17 protein-coding genes are annotated in these 16,542 nt (G+C 50.8%); 10 read left to right on the forward strand and 7 right to left on the reverse strand.

Going from position 1 to position 16,542, the window contains the following annotated elements:
• Positions 1-163: 163 nt before the first annotated feature.
• Together ACO0LM_RS20025 and ACO0LM_RS20030 are read left to right on the forward strand one after the other, a co-directional pair.
• The gene (locus tag ACO0LM_RS20025) at positions 164-1,138 is read left to right on the forward strand and encodes an MBL fold metallo-hydrolase (RefSeq protein WP_423039241.1); all 975 of its coding nucleotides are present in this window, start codon (positions 164-166) and stop codon (positions 1,136-1,138) included.
• Between the two features lie 47 nt (positions 1,139-1,185).
• Positions 1,186-1,881, forward strand: coding sequence for a glutathione S-transferase family protein (locus tag ACO0LM_RS20030; RefSeq protein WP_423039243.1), 696 nt, complete (start codon positions 1,186-1,188; stop codon positions 1,879-1,881).
• 102 nt (positions 1,882-1,983) lie between these two features.
• Here the strand turns inward: ACO0LM_RS20030 and ACO0LM_RS20035 are convergent, their stop codons facing one another.
• Positions 1,984-3,456, reverse strand: coding sequence for a family 43 glycosylhydrolase (locus tag ACO0LM_RS20035; protein ID WP_423039245.1), 1,473 nt, complete (start codon positions 3,454-3,456; stop codon positions 1,984-1,986).
• A gap of 487 nt (positions 3,457-3,943) precedes the next feature.
• Between ACO0LM_RS20035 and ACO0LM_RS20040 the strand changes: the two genes are divergently transcribed.
• Positions 3,944-4,705 (forward strand): DUF4157 domain-containing protein, encoded by a 762-nt coding sequence (locus ACO0LM_RS20040; RefSeq protein ID WP_423039247.1) that lies wholly within the window; start codon positions 3,944-3,946, stop codon positions 4,703-4,705.
• Positions 4,706-5,332 carry a hypothetical protein gene (locus ACO0LM_RS20045; RefSeq protein WP_423039249.1) on the forward strand — a complete coding sequence of 209 codons (627 nt, stop codon included), beginning with the start codon at positions 4,706-4,708 and terminating at the stop codon, positions 5,330-5,332.
• A 149-nt stretch (positions 5,333-5,481) separates the two neighbouring features.
• On the opposite strand, the gene ACO0LM_RS20050 is transcribed toward ACO0LM_RS20045, so the two are convergent.
• Positions 5,482-6,597, reverse strand: coding sequence for a hypothetical protein (locus tag ACO0LM_RS20050; RefSeq protein ID WP_423039251.1), 1,116 nt, complete (start codon positions 6,595-6,597; stop codon positions 5,482-5,484).
• Positions 6,598-6,878: 281 nt separating this feature from the next.
• Here ACO0LM_RS20050 and sodC point away from each other — a divergent pair, with 281 nt between their 5' ends.
• Positions 6,879-7,391 (forward strand): superoxide dismutase [Cu-Zn] SodC, encoded by a 513-nt coding sequence (gene sodC, locus ACO0LM_RS20055; RefSeq protein WP_423039253.1) that lies wholly within the window; start codon positions 6,879-6,881, stop codon positions 7,389-7,391.
• Between the two features lie 31 nt (positions 7,392-7,422).
• On the opposite strand, the gene ACO0LM_RS20060 is transcribed toward sodC, so the two are convergent.
• Positions 7,423-8,715, reverse strand: coding sequence for a GNAT family N-acetyltransferase (locus tag ACO0LM_RS20060; RefSeq protein ID WP_423039255.1), 1,293 nt, complete (start codon positions 8,713-8,715; stop codon positions 7,423-7,425).
• 173 nt (positions 8,716-8,888) lie between these two features.
• Here ACO0LM_RS20060 and ACO0LM_RS20065 point away from each other — a divergent pair, with 173 nt between their 5' ends.
• Positions 8,889-9,905, forward strand: coding sequence for an MBL fold metallo-hydrolase (locus ACO0LM_RS20065; RefSeq protein ID WP_423039257.1), 1,017 nt, complete (start codon positions 8,889-8,891; stop codon positions 9,903-9,905).
• Between the two features lie 19 nt (positions 9,906-9,924).
• Here ACO0LM_RS20065 and ACO0LM_RS20070 read toward each other — a convergent pair whose 3' ends face one another.
• From ACO0LM_RS20070 to ACO0LM_RS20080, 3 genes are all read right to left on the reverse strand, one after another.
• Entirely contained in the window at positions 9,925-10,338 is a 414-nt protein-coding gene (locus ACO0LM_RS20070; protein WP_423039259.1) for a hypothetical protein, read from the reverse strand.
• Positions 10,339-11,503: 1,165 nt separating this feature from the next.
• The gene (locus tag ACO0LM_RS20075; protein WP_423039261.1) at positions 11,504-12,115 is read right to left on the reverse strand and encodes a hypothetical protein; all 612 of its coding nucleotides are present in this window, start codon (positions 12,113-12,115) and stop codon (positions 11,504-11,506) included.
• A 264-nt stretch (positions 12,116-12,379) separates the two neighbouring features.
• The gene (locus ACO0LM_RS20080; protein ID WP_423039263.1) at positions 12,380-13,030 is read right to left on the reverse strand and encodes a hypothetical protein; all 651 of its coding nucleotides are present in this window, start codon (positions 13,028-13,030) and stop codon (positions 12,380-12,382) included.
• Positions 13,031-13,089: 59 nt separating this feature from the next.
• Between ACO0LM_RS20080 and ACO0LM_RS20085 the strand changes: the two genes are divergently transcribed.
• The 4 genes from ACO0LM_RS20085 to ACO0LM_RS20100 all read left to right on the forward strand — a co-directional run bounded on the left by ACO0LM_RS20085 (position 13,090) and on the right by ACO0LM_RS20100 (position 15,598).
• Positions 13,090-13,284 carry a hypothetical protein gene (locus ACO0LM_RS20085; protein WP_423039265.1) on the forward strand — a complete coding sequence of 65 codons (195 nt, stop codon included), beginning with the start codon at positions 13,090-13,092 and terminating at the stop codon, positions 13,282-13,284.
• Positions 13,285-13,364: 80 nt separating this feature from the next.
• Complete coding sequence (locus ACO0LM_RS20090; RefSeq protein ID WP_423039267.1) at positions 13,365-13,757, forward strand: MAPEG family protein; 393 nt, start codon at positions 13,365-13,367, stop codon at positions 13,755-13,757.
• A 100-nt stretch (positions 13,758-13,857) separates the two neighbouring features.
• Positions 13,858-14,241 carry a hypothetical protein gene (locus ACO0LM_RS20095; protein WP_423039269.1) on the forward strand — a complete coding sequence of 128 codons (384 nt, stop codon included), beginning with the start codon at positions 13,858-13,860 and terminating at the stop codon, positions 14,239-14,241.
• A 226-nt stretch (positions 14,242-14,467) separates the two neighbouring features.
• Positions 14,468-15,598 (forward strand): GGDEF domain-containing protein, encoded by a 1,131-nt coding sequence (locus ACO0LM_RS20100; RefSeq protein WP_423039271.1) that lies wholly within the window; start codon positions 14,468-14,470, stop codon positions 15,596-15,598.
• A 55-nt stretch (positions 15,599-15,653) separates the two neighbouring features.
• Here ACO0LM_RS20100 and ACO0LM_RS20105 read toward each other — a convergent pair whose 3' ends face one another.
• The gene (locus ACO0LM_RS20105) at positions 15,654-16,475 is read right to left on the reverse strand and encodes a DUF1868 domain-containing protein (protein ID WP_423039273.1); all 822 of its coding nucleotides are present in this window, start codon (positions 16,473-16,475) and stop codon (positions 15,654-15,656) included.
• Positions 16,476-16,542 lie beyond the last annotated feature (67 nt).

The following is a 16,542-nucleotide window of genomic DNA, read 5'->3' on the forward strand; positions in this document are numbered from 1 at the left end:
TGCGTAAAACGCAAAGATGGTTTGCATTGCCGGTGATTGTACCGATTTTTGCAAAGAAATAGAATCTGTCTCGTTACTACCCAACGACGCACCCAACAACGCAATAACCCACATTACCCCGTAACCCCGTAACCCATGGCGATCAACGCCCGAAGGAAGAATCATGATGAAGAACACCTTGCTGCAATTTACCCGCGCCGCCTTATTCCTGTCTGTTGTCGGTACGATGGGTGTGGGCAGCACACCTGCATTGGCTGCTGCACCGATGGTGAAAACCTCGGCACCCGCCTATCACCGCCTGATGCTGGGCGCGTTTGAGGTGACCGCCCTCAGCGACGGCACGATCAAGCTGCCGGTCGATAAAATCTTGATGGAGCCGGTAGAAAAAACCACTGCCGCGCTGTCGAAATCATTTTTGCAGGCACCGCTGGAAACCTCGGTGAACGTCTACCTGATCAACACCGGCAGCAAACTGATCTTGATTGATGCTGGCACTGGCAGCCTGTTTGGCCCCAGTCTGGGCAAGCTGATCACCAATCTGAAGGCGTCTGGCTATGAACCCGGACAAATTGATGATATCTACCTGACCCACTTGCACCCTGACCATGCAGGCGGTTTGATGCTCAACAATGAAATTGTATTTGCCAACGCCAACATTCATGTGGAGCAGGCCGAGGCTGATTACTGGCTGAGTCAAAAGAATATGGAGCAGGCACCTGCTGACGCCAAGGGATTTTTCCAGGGCGCGATGGCGTCGGTGAACCCCTACAAGACAGCCAACAAATTGCAGACCTTTGCCAGGGATGGTGAATTGCTGCCGGGCCTGACAGCGTATTCCACCCACGGGCATACCGAAGGGCACACGTCTTACCTGATTGAAAGCCAGGGCCAAAAGCTGTTATTGGCTGGCGATTTGATCCACGTCGCAGCCGTGCAACTGGATAAGCCGGAAGTCACTGTCACCTTTGACAGCCACGCCAAAGAAGCCGCTGCCATGCGCCAGAAAATATTTACGCAGGCAGCAAAAGACGGCACGCTGATAGGGGCATCGCACATACAGTTTCCCGGGCTGGGGCATTTGAAAAAGACGGGTTCGTCGTATCAATGGATACCAGTCAATTTTACGCAGATGCAATAGTTTCCTGAAGTTTGAAGTGAATGGAAAATTCTTAAAGAGGTCTGGCTATGATCAAATTTTATTATCACCCCTCCCCCAATCCAGCCAAGATAGCGCTGTTTCTGGAAGAGTCTGGCTTGCCGTATGAACTGGTGCCTGTCGATACGCAAAAAGGCGAACAGCATGGCGCGGATTTTTTGGCGATTAACCCTAACGGAAAAACACCGGCCATCTTTGATGACGAGACGGGGTCCGTGGTGTTTGACAGCAATGCCATCCTGCTTTATTTGGCTGAAAAATCCGGTCAGTTTTTGCCTGGGGCTGACCCGGCCAGCCGTGCCGACATGCTGTCATGGCTGATGTTTATTGCTACGGGTATCGGGCCGTTTTCTGGGCAGGCGGTGCACTTCAGGCATTTTGCACCTGAACCCAAAACCTATGCCTTGAACCGGTATGATTTTGAAGCGTGGCGGCACTGGCGCATTCTGGATGCACGTCTGGCGCAGCACCAGTATCTGGTGGACAATACCTACAGCATCGTTGATATGGCTTTTTGGGGATGGGCGCGTGCCATACCCTTCATCCTTGGTGACGATGCCTGGCGCCAGTTACCCAACGTGAAACGCTTGTTCGACGATATCAATGCCCGACCTGCCGCCCAGCGTGCAGACAATTTAAAGACGGCGCATGCCTTCAAGACAGCAATGGATGCTGAAACCCTGGCGGCGATGTATCCACAAAATGCCCGCTTGGCTGCAGCATGATATGAGCTGGTGACACGGGCTGGTTAGACACAGGAAGAAAATAAGCTTGTTGTGCCCACCCGCATGGACGCCATGGCGGGTGGGCAGTTCCTGCTTCTGTGCTTAGTTTTTGATCAAAGTAAAATCATCCACCCGGACCCAGTTGTTGGCATTTGCCACCGAGTACACGCCCACTTGCGCCGTGCCATTGCTGACGACGATGTTGGGAATGGAAATCTTAGTCCAGCTAGCGATGGTGGTGTTGATGGAATAGTCTATTTCAGCACTGCCAAAGTTTTTGATAAACACCCTCGCAATGCTTTGGCCGCCGCTGCTTCTCACCCAGGCAGTCAGGGTATAGGTACCATTTGGCAGGGTGACGTTTTGATACATGCTGGCGCTATAGGCGGCAGAATAGCTTTGCGTCATCGCCCAGCGACCGCTATGGCCACCAGCCACATTGCTGTTGGGATCAACGCCTGACAAATTGCTCCAGTTCGACCAGCCAGCCAGGACGTTTTGTCCTACCCGGTCCGCTTCAAAACTGGGGTTGAGGATAGCGTTGTTGCCGCTGCCCACAGTCCAGCCACCAGTCGCTGCATCCAGATTGAATTGGCTCAGTGAATTGAATTTGGGCGTGGTCCCGCTAAACGATAGCGGCGTCCATTGGTTATAGCCGATACCGTTTCCGGCAAAATCACTCCAGCGGTCACCGGCAAACAAAATCGTCGTACCGGCACTGCCATGCACAGGAATAAAAAATCCGGTCTGCGTCACATGTGAAAAATCGGCATCCGTGCCCGCCATCACAAATTCAGCAGAATAAGGGCCGGTAATATTATTGGCCGTGATGCAGTAGGTATGCGAGGCGTTCCATCCATGCAGATCAGATGAACAGAAATAATAGGTGCCATTGTATTTAAACATGGCATTGCCTTCGCGACCGCCTGATCCGCTGTTGTAGACATTGGTGGCTGCCTCGATGTTCAATGAATCAGATGTACGGATAGGGGCGACATATAAATGCGAGCGGCCATTTGAATTACTGAAGACCAAATATGCTTTTCCATCATCGTCGATGAATACCGTCTGATCACCCGTAGCAGGCGTCACCACATTGGTAATTTGTGCCTGCATGTGATCATACACAAACGGGCCAGTGGGTGAACTGCTGGTAGCGAACAATACGCCGCCGCCCGTGGCGGTGCTGGAATATTGCGTGATCAGCACATACTTGTGCGTCGTGCTGTTGTACACCACACCCAGGCGGCCCAGCCATGTGGCTGATTCAAACACTTGCCCTGCCGGTGCCACTGAAATTGCATTGCCTTCAAATTTCCAGTGTGCCAGATCGGTCGATGAATAAACCGTCACCGCATTGAAACTGGTGTCTGAATTTTTAGATGCAGGATTGGCTGCATAAGTCACAGCACCATTATATTTAACCCCATACCAATAATAGGTGCTGCCCACCTTCAATATGCCACCGCCCTGGGAATAGATGGTGTTGCCGGCAGTGTCTTTCCAAAACACGTCATTTTGTATCACCTGGCTGGCTGCGTAAGAGGGCAAGGCCGCAAAGGCATAGGCACTCATCAGTAACAAGCTGGCCCATCGGCCACATCGGCCGCATCTGCTCCATATGCCCGATATGCTCCATACGCCCGATAATCCCCATGTGGATTTCATGTTCATTTTTGTCTCCGTTATTGTGATTTTTAGTTTGATTTGTGGAAATTTGAATCTGGATGCGCAATACAGATATTGCTCATCCGACAAGCAGCATCCTTGAGTATCCTGGAAATGACCAATGTCTTTTTTCAATTTTGCTAGATGGATTTGGCATACGAGTAATGGGGCTGCCCATGTCCTATGCCCATGCCCCATGTCGGTCTGGCTTGTGCATGCAAATCCTTGTTTATCTTCCCCCGTCTTGTGCAATAATCTTTGCGATATGCTATTTATTTGGCATTGCCATAAGGAAATTCGGGTTTGCTTTGTGACCCGTGTTGAACAAAAATAGATGCTGATGTAAAGCAAAATTGGATTGACATCACCTTAAAACGACAAGCGGCAGACCCCCATGAAGACGCAAGTTCCGGCACCACCCGGCCAAACAAAACAGGTACAACAGACGCCGCAGACACAGCACGCGCAGCTGCTGAAGACTGCGCCTGTCAGTCAATTGGCTGCGGATGTGGCTTCAACCTTTGTTGACCATCGACCAGAGGCGATGCTGCAAGGGCGTTTTCAGGAAATGGCCGACCATAGTCAGCAGTCGCAGCGGCTGAGCAACCTGCAGGCCACCATGAACAGCAGCCCGCAAGCACAGCAAATGCGGGCCACGGCCCAGCGCATGCAGCAGCATTCAGTACGGCAGACCCCGGTTCAGCGGCAGGCTGGCCAAGCGGCAGAAAACCGCGCACCCGTATCGAATAACACCGGCATGCCTGATAATTTAAAAGCCGGGGTAGAAAACCTGTCCGGCATGGCGATGGATGATGTCAAGGTGCATTACAACTCGGCACAACCGGCAGCCATGCAGGCACATGCCTACGCACAAGGCACGGACATTCATATCGCACCCGGGCAAGAACAGCATTTGCCACACGAAGCCTGGCACGTGGTGCAGCAAAAGCAGGGCCGCGTCAGGCCAACTTTCCAGATGAAATCAGGTACCAGCATCAATGATGACGTCGGGCTGGAATCAGAAGCCGATGTTATGGGGGGGAGGGCGTTGAGTGCGGGTACGACTGCGGTGATGAGTGGCGACGGGCAGGATGGTGGGCAGAATGGTGAGATCAGACAGGCAATGGCGGTATCGGGGCGACCGGTGTTTCAATAGGTGAAATTACAAGGCAAATTGAAAGGAAATAAAACTATCGTTTTGACTGGCGCCGGGTCGGATCGAAAAATCAATGTCGACGCGAGATGGGATGACCCAAACTGTAAAGATGGTGACGAGGTCTCTTATGAATGGACGCTTCAGGCCGGTGTCACCATCATTTACGGAGACCTTAGAGGATCTCTGGAAAAACTGGTCGTGGCCGTTGATGAAAAAAAACCTGAGAAAATTGAACCAACATCCGTGAAATGTTCAGAAGGAGCAGCCCTGCATAGTTGGGAATGCCATACACCGGCAGGTATTTTTGCTGCAAAAGCAAGTAACACAGCATATGTTGGTGACAATGTTGCAATGTTTGGCGACATAAGCCTCGAAGCACTCAAAGCCATTATTGCGAAAGAATGCGCTGCTGTTGCAGAGTACACTTGGCAGCATAAAGACCGGGGTCAGAAGCGGGGCAGGCATGGCGATATCGAAATGATCTGTACCGACATTGATGGAAAAACTTTCTCTATCGATAGCTGTTACCCAAAGGATAAAAAAGTGTCTAAAGCAGTCATAGAAGCCGCTCTGAAGGCGCACGCGACGGATTACGCGAAGTTTTTGACCGCGTTGGGTAAGTATTAGTAGCGACGCCCATCCCCTTTGTGTATATGCTTGTGACTTCGATAGCGGCAATGTCGAGCCTGTAAAAAAACCGTATCGTACTATGTCACCAGCAGCAAGACGCTGTTCCCCCCACGTCAACCAACACAACCCGCATCAGCAACCGTACCTCACTCCTGCAAGGCTAGCATCAGGCGTTGCAGCATCGCCACGTCTTGCCATGCCAGTAGCAGGGAGCGGGCTGCCAGTGCGTGGGGGTTGGCTTCCACCTGGCGGCCGCAGGCGCACAAGGCCAGCGCCAGATGGGCGCGGATTTCTGTGACGGTGGCCTGCATCAGCGGCATGCTGGCATAGGCACTGGTCAGTTCATGCGCGTCGCTGAGTTGGGTGATGGCTTGCTCTGGACGTCCGGTATGCAGGCTGATGATGCCCTGGCAATACTGGTAATACAGACGTTCCATCTGTGACAGATTGGCGATGTTAATATCAGCCAACAGCAATTCTGCCCCTTTGTCATTGCCCAGGCGGCGTGCCAGGGTGGTGGCCAGGTCGATGGTGGAGCTGATGCCGGGGTTCAGTTTGCGCGCGGCGTGCTGGGCCACGGCAACCTGCTGGAAATCCCTGGCGGCAAAATAAATGGACGACAACCTGGATTCATAAAAGCCGGGCTTTAGCGAGCGGCTATGCTTTAATACCGCAGCCCGTTTCAGGCCATCAGCCAGACGGCCCTGGCCAGCTTCGACAGTGGCCAGGCGAAAGATGATTTCATGTTCTGGCATGGGGGTCTTGAACCATGATTTCCAGCTGGCGATGGCGCGCATCAGTCGTTCTGCCTCTGTCCAGCGGTTCCAGGTGCAGGCTTGCAGCGCCCGGTTGTACAGGATCATCGGCACCTTGGACCAAATAAAACCCAGCACATGTAACACCAGCAAGACAGCGGGGATCAGGGCGGCAGTGCTGCCTTTACCATACAGGGCGGTGGCAATCGCCCACCACACCAGCAGCGGCCCCCACCAACTGGCATTGCGGGCAAACAGCATGGCCAACTGCAGCAGCAGGCGCGGCTGGCGTTGCAACTGCTGTTCTTCTGCTGCGCTCAGTTCCAGCCGGTTCCTGGAATTGACATCATCAAGGTTGATGGCCGTATCCTGGCTGCTGATCATGTGGATATCGGTATAACCGGCTTTTTTCAGTACCACCAGCGCATCTTCATAGCTGGCAGCGACCACCCGGTCAGTGACGGCCTGCTGATCGCGGTTTTTAGCGGTAAAGTTGAAGGCGAACACGATCTGTCTCTGGTAGTCAATCGGCCTGCTGGGGTGGCGTCGTAGAGTAGTGTCTAGAGTCGCGTCGCAGCTGTATGCAGATTATGCGAGCAGCGCCAGACTTTTGTCCACCAGTCAGCACCGGATTTGTTCAAACTGCTGCACTTCCTTAATGGCATTTCAAATTGCCAAGACGCCGATTGTCACCTATAGTCAAGGGCATTGCGCGGCAGCCACCTGCTGCTTGCGCTGAAAAATGAACCATCACTTGCATTCTATGCATCATACCAGGAGAACCTCACATGAAATCACGTCTGTTTTTCTGTCTCGCCGCCGCCTTTCCCCTGTTGGCAATGGCTGACGTTACCATTCCCATGAACCAGGTCAGCGAAGCTGGCGTCGGCAGCAAACTGGGGCAGGTCGTTGTTTCTGAAAGTAAATATGGCCTGGTGTTTACCCCGGCGCTGACTGGCCTGACACCCGGCCTGCATGGCTTCCACGTGCACCAGAATGCCGATTGCAGCACCAAGGAAAAAGACGGCAAGTTGGTCCCCGCCGTCGCGGCTGGCGGCCATTATGACCCAGAAAACAGCAACCACCACGGCACCCCATGGGGCGATGGCCACCTGGGCGATTTGCCACCACTGTACGTCGATGCCAGTGGCAATGCCAACCAGCCGGTGCTGGCCCCACGCCTGAAGATGTCAGACATGAAAGGCCGCGCATTGATGATACATATCGGTGGCGACAACCACTCTGACCATCCGGCAGTATTGGGTGGCGGCGGTGCGCGCGTGGTCTGCGGCGTTTCTTAAACGCAGGGTAGCAAGCTGCGGCTGAGGCTTTTTATACTGCCTCTGCCGTGTCCTTGCCATCCTTGGCCTTCTTGAAGGGATTGCGTTCCGGCGCGTCTTCATGTTCTATGCCCAGCAGCAGACGCTTCATCAGCTTGTTCAATACCGGCTGGCGGTGGCGCACGAAAATACCAAAGGTCTGCGGCTTGGCACCCAGGGCGGCCTTGGGTTCCAGCGCCGTACGGCCATACGATATTTGCTTGCACCCCAGCACCAGTGCGTCGGCAATACCGGCATGTAGCAAGCGCAGGTAAATCGGCAAATCGGCTGCGGCAGCGCGGTCAAAACCAATGTGGTAAGCAATCGCCGTATCACCATCCGCCACCGAAATCAAAAAACCCAGCAAATTGCCATCGCGTTTGATGACACTGCAACGGAAGCGATCGCCAGCCACTTGTTGCAGCGCCAAAAAATAATCCGGCAGCAGTTCAAACGGACGAAAACCCGCATTCACCTGCACTGCCTTGTACAGCGCAAAAATGCTATCGATATGCGGGGCCAGGTCCGGCAAGTGTTCTATCGTGCAGCCCGCTTCATCCACCGGTTTTAAAATCGCATTGCGGATATTGGCGCGGTATTTGGATGCCAGGCTGGCCAGGTAATCGTCATAATTCTTCCATTCCGGCGCCAGCGTCAACATCATATTGGGTTCGGTTTCGATATAGCGATAGCTGAGGTTTTCCAGATGTGCTGCCTGTTTGATGTAAGGATCATGCAAATCCTTGATCATCACAAAATGGGTCTTGCCCGCCAGCTTTTCTGCCTGACGCACGCGGTACAGCACTTCCACCACACCATGCCAGGCCAGTTTGCTATCCACATCCGGCGCAAAGGCAATGCCGTGCTGCCCATAGATCAGCAAGTTACCGCAAGTCAGCACGCGCTGCTTAGCCGCCTGCGCCAACTGGTCTATCGGCAAGCCCCATTTTTTATCGGCATCTAGGGGTTTGTCTGGTTTTTCTGGCCGCGCCTGCGCCAGGCTGATGTCGGCAATCTGCATATACACCGCAGCCAGCAATTGGCGCCCGGCACCCAGGCCACTAAAAATAAGGGCATAGCGGGCCGACAGGTTGACGGGCAACACCTGTTCCAGCGTGCTGAGATAATCCAGCGACATAAAAAAACCAGCCTGCGCCGTCACCTCTTGCCATGCCGCTGCATCCAGCAGGCTGATGGAATCGGCCAGCGCATAATGCAAATCCGCCGGGCCCCGCAGGCGTTTTCTTTCCTTGTTACGTTCTATGAGTGAGCTGGTCAGCGAGTGCAGGGCGGCAGGAATTTTCATGGGCGTGGTCTGGTTTAAGAATCTGGATTTTGTGTATTGTATATCCAGTCGAAACATGGACATGGTTTCTGCACCGGCGCTTTGTGCTAATGTGGCGTATCACGCTGCGCGTTGACTTATTTGCGGCGCACTGTGTCAAGGACCAAACAGACGTTAAAGTATAAAAGGATTTTGTGGATATTCTATTTTTAGGCACCTCTGCCGGCGCACCGACGCGGCAGCGGAATGTGACAGGCTTGGCTGTTCTGGCAGAGCAGGGCGGTGACTGGTATCTGGTCGATTGTGGCGAAGCCACGCAGCATCAGTTGCAGCGCACACCTTTGTCAGTGCATGGCTTGCAGGCGATTTTTATTACCCATATTCATGGCGACCATTGTTATGGCTTGCCGGGTTTGCTGGCAGGGGCGGGCATGTCGGGCCGCAAAGCGCCCTTGCCGATTATTGCCCCGGCAGGTATTGCTGACTGGCTGAAAGCGACGCAAGAATTGACGGAATTGTTTTTGCCATTTGAACTGGAATTTATCGCTGTAGAAAGCATGCAAGACTGGACCGATGGCAAGCTGCACGTGCAAGCCACAAAGCTGTCGCACCGCGTGCCTTCGTTCGCCTACAGCTTTACCGAAGCACACACAGAATCCGTACTGGATATTGCAAAATTACGCGCCGAAGGCATACCGCAAGGCCCCTTGTGGGGCAAGTTGAAGAATGGTGAAAATGTAGCCCATGAAGGGCAAACCCTGCACAGCAGCGCTTACCTGACCTACCCGCATGCTGTCCGCCGCATCGTGGTAGGTGGTGACAACGACACACCAGCCCTGCTACGCGAGGTATGCACAACAGCCCAGGTGCTGGTGCACGAGGCGACCTATACCACCGACATCGCAGAAAAAGTCGGACCACGGGTACAACACAGTTCCGCCGCCGACGTGGCAACATTTGCGGCAGACATAGATTTGCCCAACCTGGTGCTGACACACTTCAGCCCGCGTTACCAGTTTGATGCGACACAATCACCGTCGATTGCCGACATCCGCGCCGAAGCGCAAGCCCATTACCACGGCCAGCTGTTCCTGGCAGAAGATTTTTCCCGGTTCAGGCTGCATAAGAATGGCGAGTTGAGCCGGGTGGAGGTGCTTTGGGCCGGTTGTCAGCAGGTCCGCTTGATTAGCTCGTTTGTTCCAACGAAATAAAAACAGGAAGAATGCATGCTCATTGCGGATCAGTTGGACTTGCAAATTTACGTATCGCTAACACAGCTACAATGTAATCTTTTGTGTTGCTCAAAAAGAGAGCCAAAATAAGTGCGTCCGGGAAGCCCAGCGGAGATGCCTTCCAATCCTTGATCGCGATTATCAATATCAAGACTACGAGGAAAAATATGCCAGACTTCAAAGAATTTCGCCCTTTGGTCATTGTGTGTGCATCCAGTTTTTTGTACTCGTCAGCACTGACGTAGCCATACAGGGCAAGGAAGGCGAAGGCTGGTAACCAGAACTTCAGAAGTGGTGCCTGGTTGAGAATGGCGTTGACAACGTAAAAAGATACCCCGGCAATGTTACAGACGATCAGTGCGTAAAGCATCATGCTTTCGCTACCAAGATTGTTTGATTTTGTTGAGTTCATATGAAACTTTCTTCGTGTATTTTTTTTAAAACCCGATGCACACTTTGCTTTACTACGTTCAGAAAACCAGAAACTGCAAACCTCGATTCATCACAGACAGGCAGCAAGACAGCACGCAGATGCCAGAATTATTTCTTCTTAAAAAACGGGTGTTTTCCCAACAGCCAATGAATTCCGAACAGCACAATGAAAAATGAAAAACTGTAGGCTAGCGCAAGCCTTAAATCGAAATTCTCAGAAAAAATTAAGACACTGTGTTTAATTTCCAGTTCATGGAAAATAAAATTCGTAACTATCGATGCGATAGATATCGGGATGACCAAGCGTAGAACATCCTTGAGGGAGATTGACATGACTATTTCGTTCATAAAAATGTGAATTGCAGAAATACTTCCTTATTCACTCACCAGACGTGCATATGTTTTCAAATCAGTTAAAGATTAATCCTAATCGACATCTCTTTTAAACAGAGAGCCAAACCAACCAACCGCGAAGCCCAATAGAAAATAATAGCCAAATATCTTCAAGATGATTGTAATATCAAAAGACGTTAGCTCCCCTTTTAATATGCTTCCCAAAAGGCCGACCGAAAAACTTATGAGACCACATAATATTGGCTGCTTGAATTTTGAAGTTTTCCAACTCATGTATTATTCCTCAGTGACTATATGGCCTGCTACCCTACCAGATGCGGTACGAGATGCCTCTTGCTGTCCTGTGTGACCACAAAAACCAAACGCCAAGTACCGAGACAATCGCCAGGAACGAGAGCTTCATCCCCACTACAACAGGATCATTCTCTCCCTGAACGACAAAAAAAAGAAAATATCCGAGAGCCAAATTAAGAATTAGCGTAAAGACGCTAATTGTTAATACTATTGCCGTCATAGGTTTCATTATGTGACTCCAATTTATATAGTTTTCTAAAGTTTTAAAATCGGTTAAAAATTAGTACTAATCGACATCTCTTTTAAACAGAGAGCCAAACCAAGCAATCGCGAAGCCTAATAGAAAAGAATAGCCGAATATCTTCAAGATGAATACAATGTCAAAAGACGTTACTATTTCTTTTAGTACTGCCACTAAAAGGTTGACCAAAAAAGTTATAAAACCACATAATATTGGCAGCTTGAATTTTGAAATTTTCCAACGCATGTGTTATTCCTCAGTGACTGTAAATCCTGCTTGATTCTTTGAGTTTCGCGATGATTGTCGGGTTTGGATCAGTAGCGACTGAGAAATCTGCTGATTCAAATTCATCATAGTAATCTTTTATTTTCTTTAAATAGTCTTTTCTTTGATCACCAACTATTCCTTTTACCCCCAGTTCTCTTAACGTATTTGCACTTGGTGCGTAGTATGAATAGACCCCCCCTGTCTGCATACCTTTGTCTAAACTTTGGGTAACATCAAAAAGTAAATTAGACATGCCGATAGATTCCAGGAAAATTTTTTCTTTCACATTATTTTTACACAGTAGCGTTTCATCTTTTTCTTTGCATATCTTCTTATTCAAAGCGCTCGCATTTCCATGAAAACCGAGGATTCCATCAATTTCTTTTCTACGTCCTGACAAAAACAAGTAATTTGCACATGAGGAAACGCAAAATCCTTTTACTGTGACATTTATATTTCTATTTTGTATTTCGGTAGCAATTTTGAGAGCGGAGGAAACGTATCCGCCCGCGGAATGCAAAACGATCTCACTTACATCGCCATCAATTTTTTGCATGAACTCATCATATGATTCATGCGCAATATAGCCTTCAAATTTCATTGTATTTTTAGATAACCTCGTCCACTGACACTTGCCAAGACAATCCTTTCTGGCCATCCTCATATACGCCTCGCCCATAGGACCAATCTGAGAAAGTTCTTTTTTCCAATCAATATCCTTTTCATTTCTTTTGCAAGAAATAATGGCGGGTGTGATCAGTACCGGCGTTATTCATGGTTCAACGCTTTAGCTAGATTACCAGGTCTTTGTATCTGCGCGACGTCATCGCGGCGAGTGGAAAATTGATGGCACAAAATCTGCATTTCATACACCAATCGAAATACCCAAGTCTTGCGGCTTGATTCCTTTCATCGGCTTGCAGGTACGAAGAAATGGTACTTCGTCTCCTGCACAAAAAAGAACATAGGCTTCGCCCTGATCGGTCACTATGGGTTCGCGGAAAATATAGATGCCGCCCTGTTTATTTTTTGCATCAAAAATTTTATCGAGCAATTCTAAGGGGATCTTCCCCGCGTTCTTTGAAACAATTCTTTTGTTCATTTTCTCAGAGCCGCCGTAATCTATTTCTCCATTATCACTCGCTCTGGATACATGTATCATCAAGTGCGTACGAACTTTATTCAGGGAGGGTAATAAAGTTCGCTGTGGGCTTAACAGGAAGATGTTGGCGCATGCCGATGCGCATTGGCCACGGGCGAAGGTGTGTATTCCCTTTTTATCAATCTGCGTTTCAATGGCATTAGTCAGGATGCCCGCTTTTGCAGGTGCGCCAGGTGAGTTTCTGAATTCAAGTTCTTTCAAAGCATCCTGGTCTTTTATTTTTCTTTGGAAATCCTGATACTTGCTTTCTACCACCGCACCATCCCACACATATCGCGTATCAGAGCTATTGCATGCTGACATTAAGAGCAAGATGTAGGCAAAGGCTAGACATGGAGTGATTTTCTTTTTCATGAGTGCGCAATATATTCAAAGCTTTTCAGATCACATCTTGGTTTATCTAAGGCAATTTTTTGACCAGGGCAACAGGACTTGCCGTGCAGAAGCATAAACCAAGCAGGGGAAATTTTTTAAAAAGGGCAAAAAATATATTTTCGACAATCCCTGATGTTGCTGAATACTTATTTGCTAAAAGCGCGCCGCGCGAGCATGCGCTTTTCAGTGTTTTGTATGCCTTTATTCCAAAAAAATACACAGAAACACTGTAAATAGTTGTACAAAAGTAAATCTTGGCATCATAATCTCCGGGCGTTGCGAAAAGATGACGTGATCAATAAGGGAGACAACCATGAAGCCAGAACTGCTTTACCTTTGCTATGCCACGGCGCTGACCGGTATTTTGTGGCTGCCGTATACGCTGGACCGCTTGCTGACCCGTGGACTGGTGTCGACAGTCGGTTATGACGAAGAGGCCAAGCCCCAATCCAAATGGGCACAAAGGTTGATGAAAGCGCATAACAATGCGGTCGAAAACCTGGTGGTGTTTGCCACGCTGATCTTGCTGGCCAATGCCATGGGGGTATCGAACCCAATGATCGCCACGGCCAGTATGTTGTATTTTTGGGCGCGCCTGGTGCATGCTGTTACTTATACCCTGGGCATACCATGGATACGTACCCTGGGCTTTCTCAGCGGTTTCGTGGCACAGGCCATGGTGGCTGTGCAATTGTTGCTGCATTAAGGCTTACGGCAGGTGTGGTATATGAGCTGTAGGTGTGCAGCATGTGGCCGGGGCATGATGCCTCGCTTTTCAGTTAATCAAGTTTGTTGATGCCCTGCCCATGATTGAATTTATCTTTGAAATCTTTGGCGAAGTGCTGCTGCAGCTGATTGCTGAAATCCTGGCCAATGTTGGTGGCCAGGCCTGGAACCGGCGTCAGGATGAACCGGTCAATCCCTGGTTAGCCGCCTTTGGCTATACCATTTTTGGCCTGATTGCTGGTGGCATTAGCTTGCTGATTTTTCCTCACCACTTTATCCATACGGCAGTAGCACGTCTGTTGAATCTGGTGCTGATGCCGGTTGGTATTGGGTTCTTGCTGGCATTGGTGGCCAGTTGGCGCTCTGATAGCACATCTGGTTCAGCCTGGCACCGTTTTAGCTGTGCTTATCTGTTTGCCCTGAGCATGGCCGCGGTTCGCTATGTTTATACAACATCGGCATAGCGACAATGCCAATAGCAGTGGCATGGCCTGTCTGGATGGCCAGGCTCACCGGATCTGATGCCAATCAGGTTTTTGAGCTTGATGCAGGCAGGCGTCAAGGTATGATGAAGCCATAAGTACACACCGCAAGCGGAATACACGTTTTTTGACATATACGCAAGTTCACTTCCTGTACTATTGTTGGTAGGAAAGATTGCTTTCAGAAGTCATTGTCGGAGTCTGAGGTATGCCCACTAAAAGGACAGGGGTCAGGCGTAGTCTGGATCTGGTGTTAGGCACCGGAAAGGCGATGCGCATCCGTACCAGTCAGTTTGTGTTGGCTGCCTTGTTGATGGTGGCCAGCATGGGTGTGTTGTTTTTCATGGAGGCAGTCGGTATTGCCGGCATGGGCAATGTCAAGATCTGGGCCGCCTGTTGCACGACAATGCTGGTGATTGTGTATGCGTTGATACGCAGCGGCTATTCCATGCGCTGGGCTGATCCGTCGATGGCCTTTGTGCAAATGCTGAGTGCGATTGCCTGCAACGCGGCTGCCTTTGCACTGGCTGGCGATGGCCGTGGCGTTACCTTGCCGCTGCTGGCGGTGATACTGATGTTTGGCATGTTTGGTTTGTCGATACGCCAGGTGGTCAGTGTTGCGCTGTATGGCATGCTCTTGTTTGGCATCGCCATCCTGTTTGCGCTTCGGCAGGAAGGCGGCAGGGATGCGGCTTCCTTGTACGGTGCCTATTTTTTCATGGTGGTGATTGTACTTGCCAGTTCCACCTTCCTGACCTGGCGTCTGCGCGAAATGCGCGAGCATATGCGTCACCAGAAACAGCAACTGACACAGGCGCTGGAAAAAATCCAGCTCACCGCCAACCATGATGAATTAACCGGCACCGCCAACCGCCGCTATATGCTGGAACTGATACAGCGCGAAACCCAGCGTAGTAACCGCGCATCGAATCCCTTGCTGGTCGCGATGCTGGATATTGATTATTTCAAGCGCGTCAATGATGCCTATGGCCATCAGGCCGGTGATCTGGCCCTGCAAAAATTCACCCAGACGGTACAGGCGAATATCCGTGCCACGGACACGCTGGCGCGCTGGGGCGGCGAAGAATTTCTGGTGCTGCTGACTGAAACGGAACTCAATGTCGGCCTGATTTGCCTGGAAAGGGTACGTGCTGCCGTTGCTGCTGACGTCATCCTCTTTGCCGGGTCACAGATCAGCTTTACGGTGTCGATCGGTGTCGCCCAATACAAGATCGGCGAAGCATTTGAAAAAACCGTCACCCGCGCCGATGAAGCACTGTATGCCGCAAAGGCGCAGGGACGCAACCAGATTTGTATGTCTGGCATGGAAAAATCGTAGGTCGCCAAGTCGCTAAATCGCTAAATCGTCAATTACCCTTACGCAGCCAATTCAGCTAGCTGCGGCTGGATAAGTAAAACTGCCTTTCAAAATGGCTCATGTCACTGAACAGGGTAAATTCAGGGTTACCTAATTCGATGACAGGCAGTTTTTTCTTCAGCTTGCTGACCATCGCCTGGAAATTCTTTTGGTAAGTGATTGCTTCACAGTCACTGAACTGCTTCACGTAATAGCCCCCCGTAGTATGAAATTCATAGTTGTCATGATTGGCTTGCCTGATGCCCGTCGCCAGCGACAGGCGGTTGCGCAAGTCACTCAGCTTTCTGGCTTCGGCATCATCGATGCATTTGAGCGGGATGGCGGTCGTGATTTTTTGCCGGGGCGTGTCATCAATCACGAAGCGTAGCGGCAGTGTGATACCAAGATCAAACTGACGCAGGCGTTCAGACAGGTAGCGATAGCATTCTTCCAGCGGTGCATCCAGTGGCAGGCCGTGCGGCCAATTGCCGGGCCGCCTGATGGCATCCACCACCCCTTCAAAAATCGTTACATGATAAGAGGTGGAGGGCAGCCAGGTGATATGCGTCTTGGCCGTCAGGTTTTGCAACTGCTGCCAGACGACGGCGACTTCTGTGTGCGTAGTGCTGGCTGGGGGCAGGTGGCAGATGATGGTATTGCCAGGGAAAAATTGCACTTCCCCTGCTGCGCCAAATTTTTTACCCGGCCCCGTATCCGCCGGTTTGGTGGCAGGGGCAGAGGTAGGGGATGCCCCATCGCAAGCCGCTGCTTCAGCCGCACCGGCCCAGCCAGGTGTGAGCAGGTTGGCACTGACGGCGCTGCCCAGCCCCAACAATAATTGTCTTCTGCTGATTTGCATGTGGTGTTCTCCGTATTGCCCGTGACAGCATACTGGCTGCCACGGGCGTTCAATTTTTCTGGCGGCT

Source organism: Undibacterium sp. Di26W (assembly GCF_049340265.1).
In the GTDB taxonomy this organism is placed as follows: Bacteria; Pseudomonadota; Gammaproteobacteria; order Burkholderiales; family Burkholderiaceae_D; genus Undibacterium.

What these genes read in the sequence shown, in the direction of transcription:
- ACO0LM_RS20105 (WP_423039273.1), bottom strand. Translation starts at nt 16,475, where the DNA reads ATGCAAATCAGCAGAAGACAATTATTGTTGGGGCTGGGCAGCGCCGTC.
- ACO0LM_RS20080 (WP_423039263.1), bottom strand. Translation starts at nt 13,030, where the DNA reads ATGAAAAAGAAAATCACTCCATGTCTAGCCTTTGCCTACATCTTGCTC.
- ACO0LM_RS20100 (WP_423039271.1), top strand. Translation starts at nt 14,468, where the DNA reads ATGCCCACTAAAAGGACAGGGGTCAGGCGTAGTCTGGATCTGGTGTTA.
- ACO0LM_RS20090 (WP_423039267.1), top strand. Translation starts at nt 13,365, where the DNA reads ATGAAGCCAGAACTGCTTTACCTTTGCTATGCCACGGCGCTGACCGGT.
- ACO0LM_RS20025 (WP_423039241.1), top strand. Translation starts at nt 164, where the DNA reads ATGATGAAGAACACCTTGCTGCAATTTACCCGCGCCGCCTTATTCCTG.
- ACO0LM_RS20030 (WP_423039243.1), top strand. Translation starts at nt 1,186, where the DNA reads ATGATCAAATTTTATTATCACCCCTCCCCCAATCCAGCCAAGATAGCG.
- ACO0LM_RS20075 (WP_423039261.1), bottom strand. Translation starts at nt 12,115, where the DNA reads ATGAAATTTGAAGGCTATATTGCGCATGAATCATATGATGAGTTCATG.
- ACO0LM_RS20040 (WP_423039247.1), top strand. Translation starts at nt 3,944, where the DNA reads ATGAAGACGCAAGTTCCGGCACCACCCGGCCAAACAAAACAGGTACAA.
- ACO0LM_RS20060 (WP_423039255.1), bottom strand. Translation starts at nt 8,715, where the DNA reads ATGAAAATTCCTGCCGCCCTGCACTCGCTGACCAGCTCACTCATAGAA.
- ACO0LM_RS20095 (WP_423039269.1), top strand. Translation starts at nt 13,858, where the DNA reads ATGATTGAATTTATCTTTGAAATCTTTGGCGAAGTGCTGCTGCAGCTG.
- sodC (WP_423039253.1), top strand. Translation starts at nt 6,879, where the DNA reads ATGAAATCACGTCTGTTTTTCTGTCTCGCCGCCGCCTTTCCCCTGTTG.
- ACO0LM_RS20070 (WP_423039259.1), bottom strand. Translation starts at nt 10,338, where the DNA reads ATGAACTCAACAAAATCAAACAATCTTGGTAGCGAAAGCATGATGCTT.
- ACO0LM_RS20035 (WP_423039245.1), bottom strand. Translation starts at nt 3,456, where the DNA reads ATGAGTGCCTATGCCTTTGCGGCCTTGCCCTCTTACGCAGCCAGCCAG.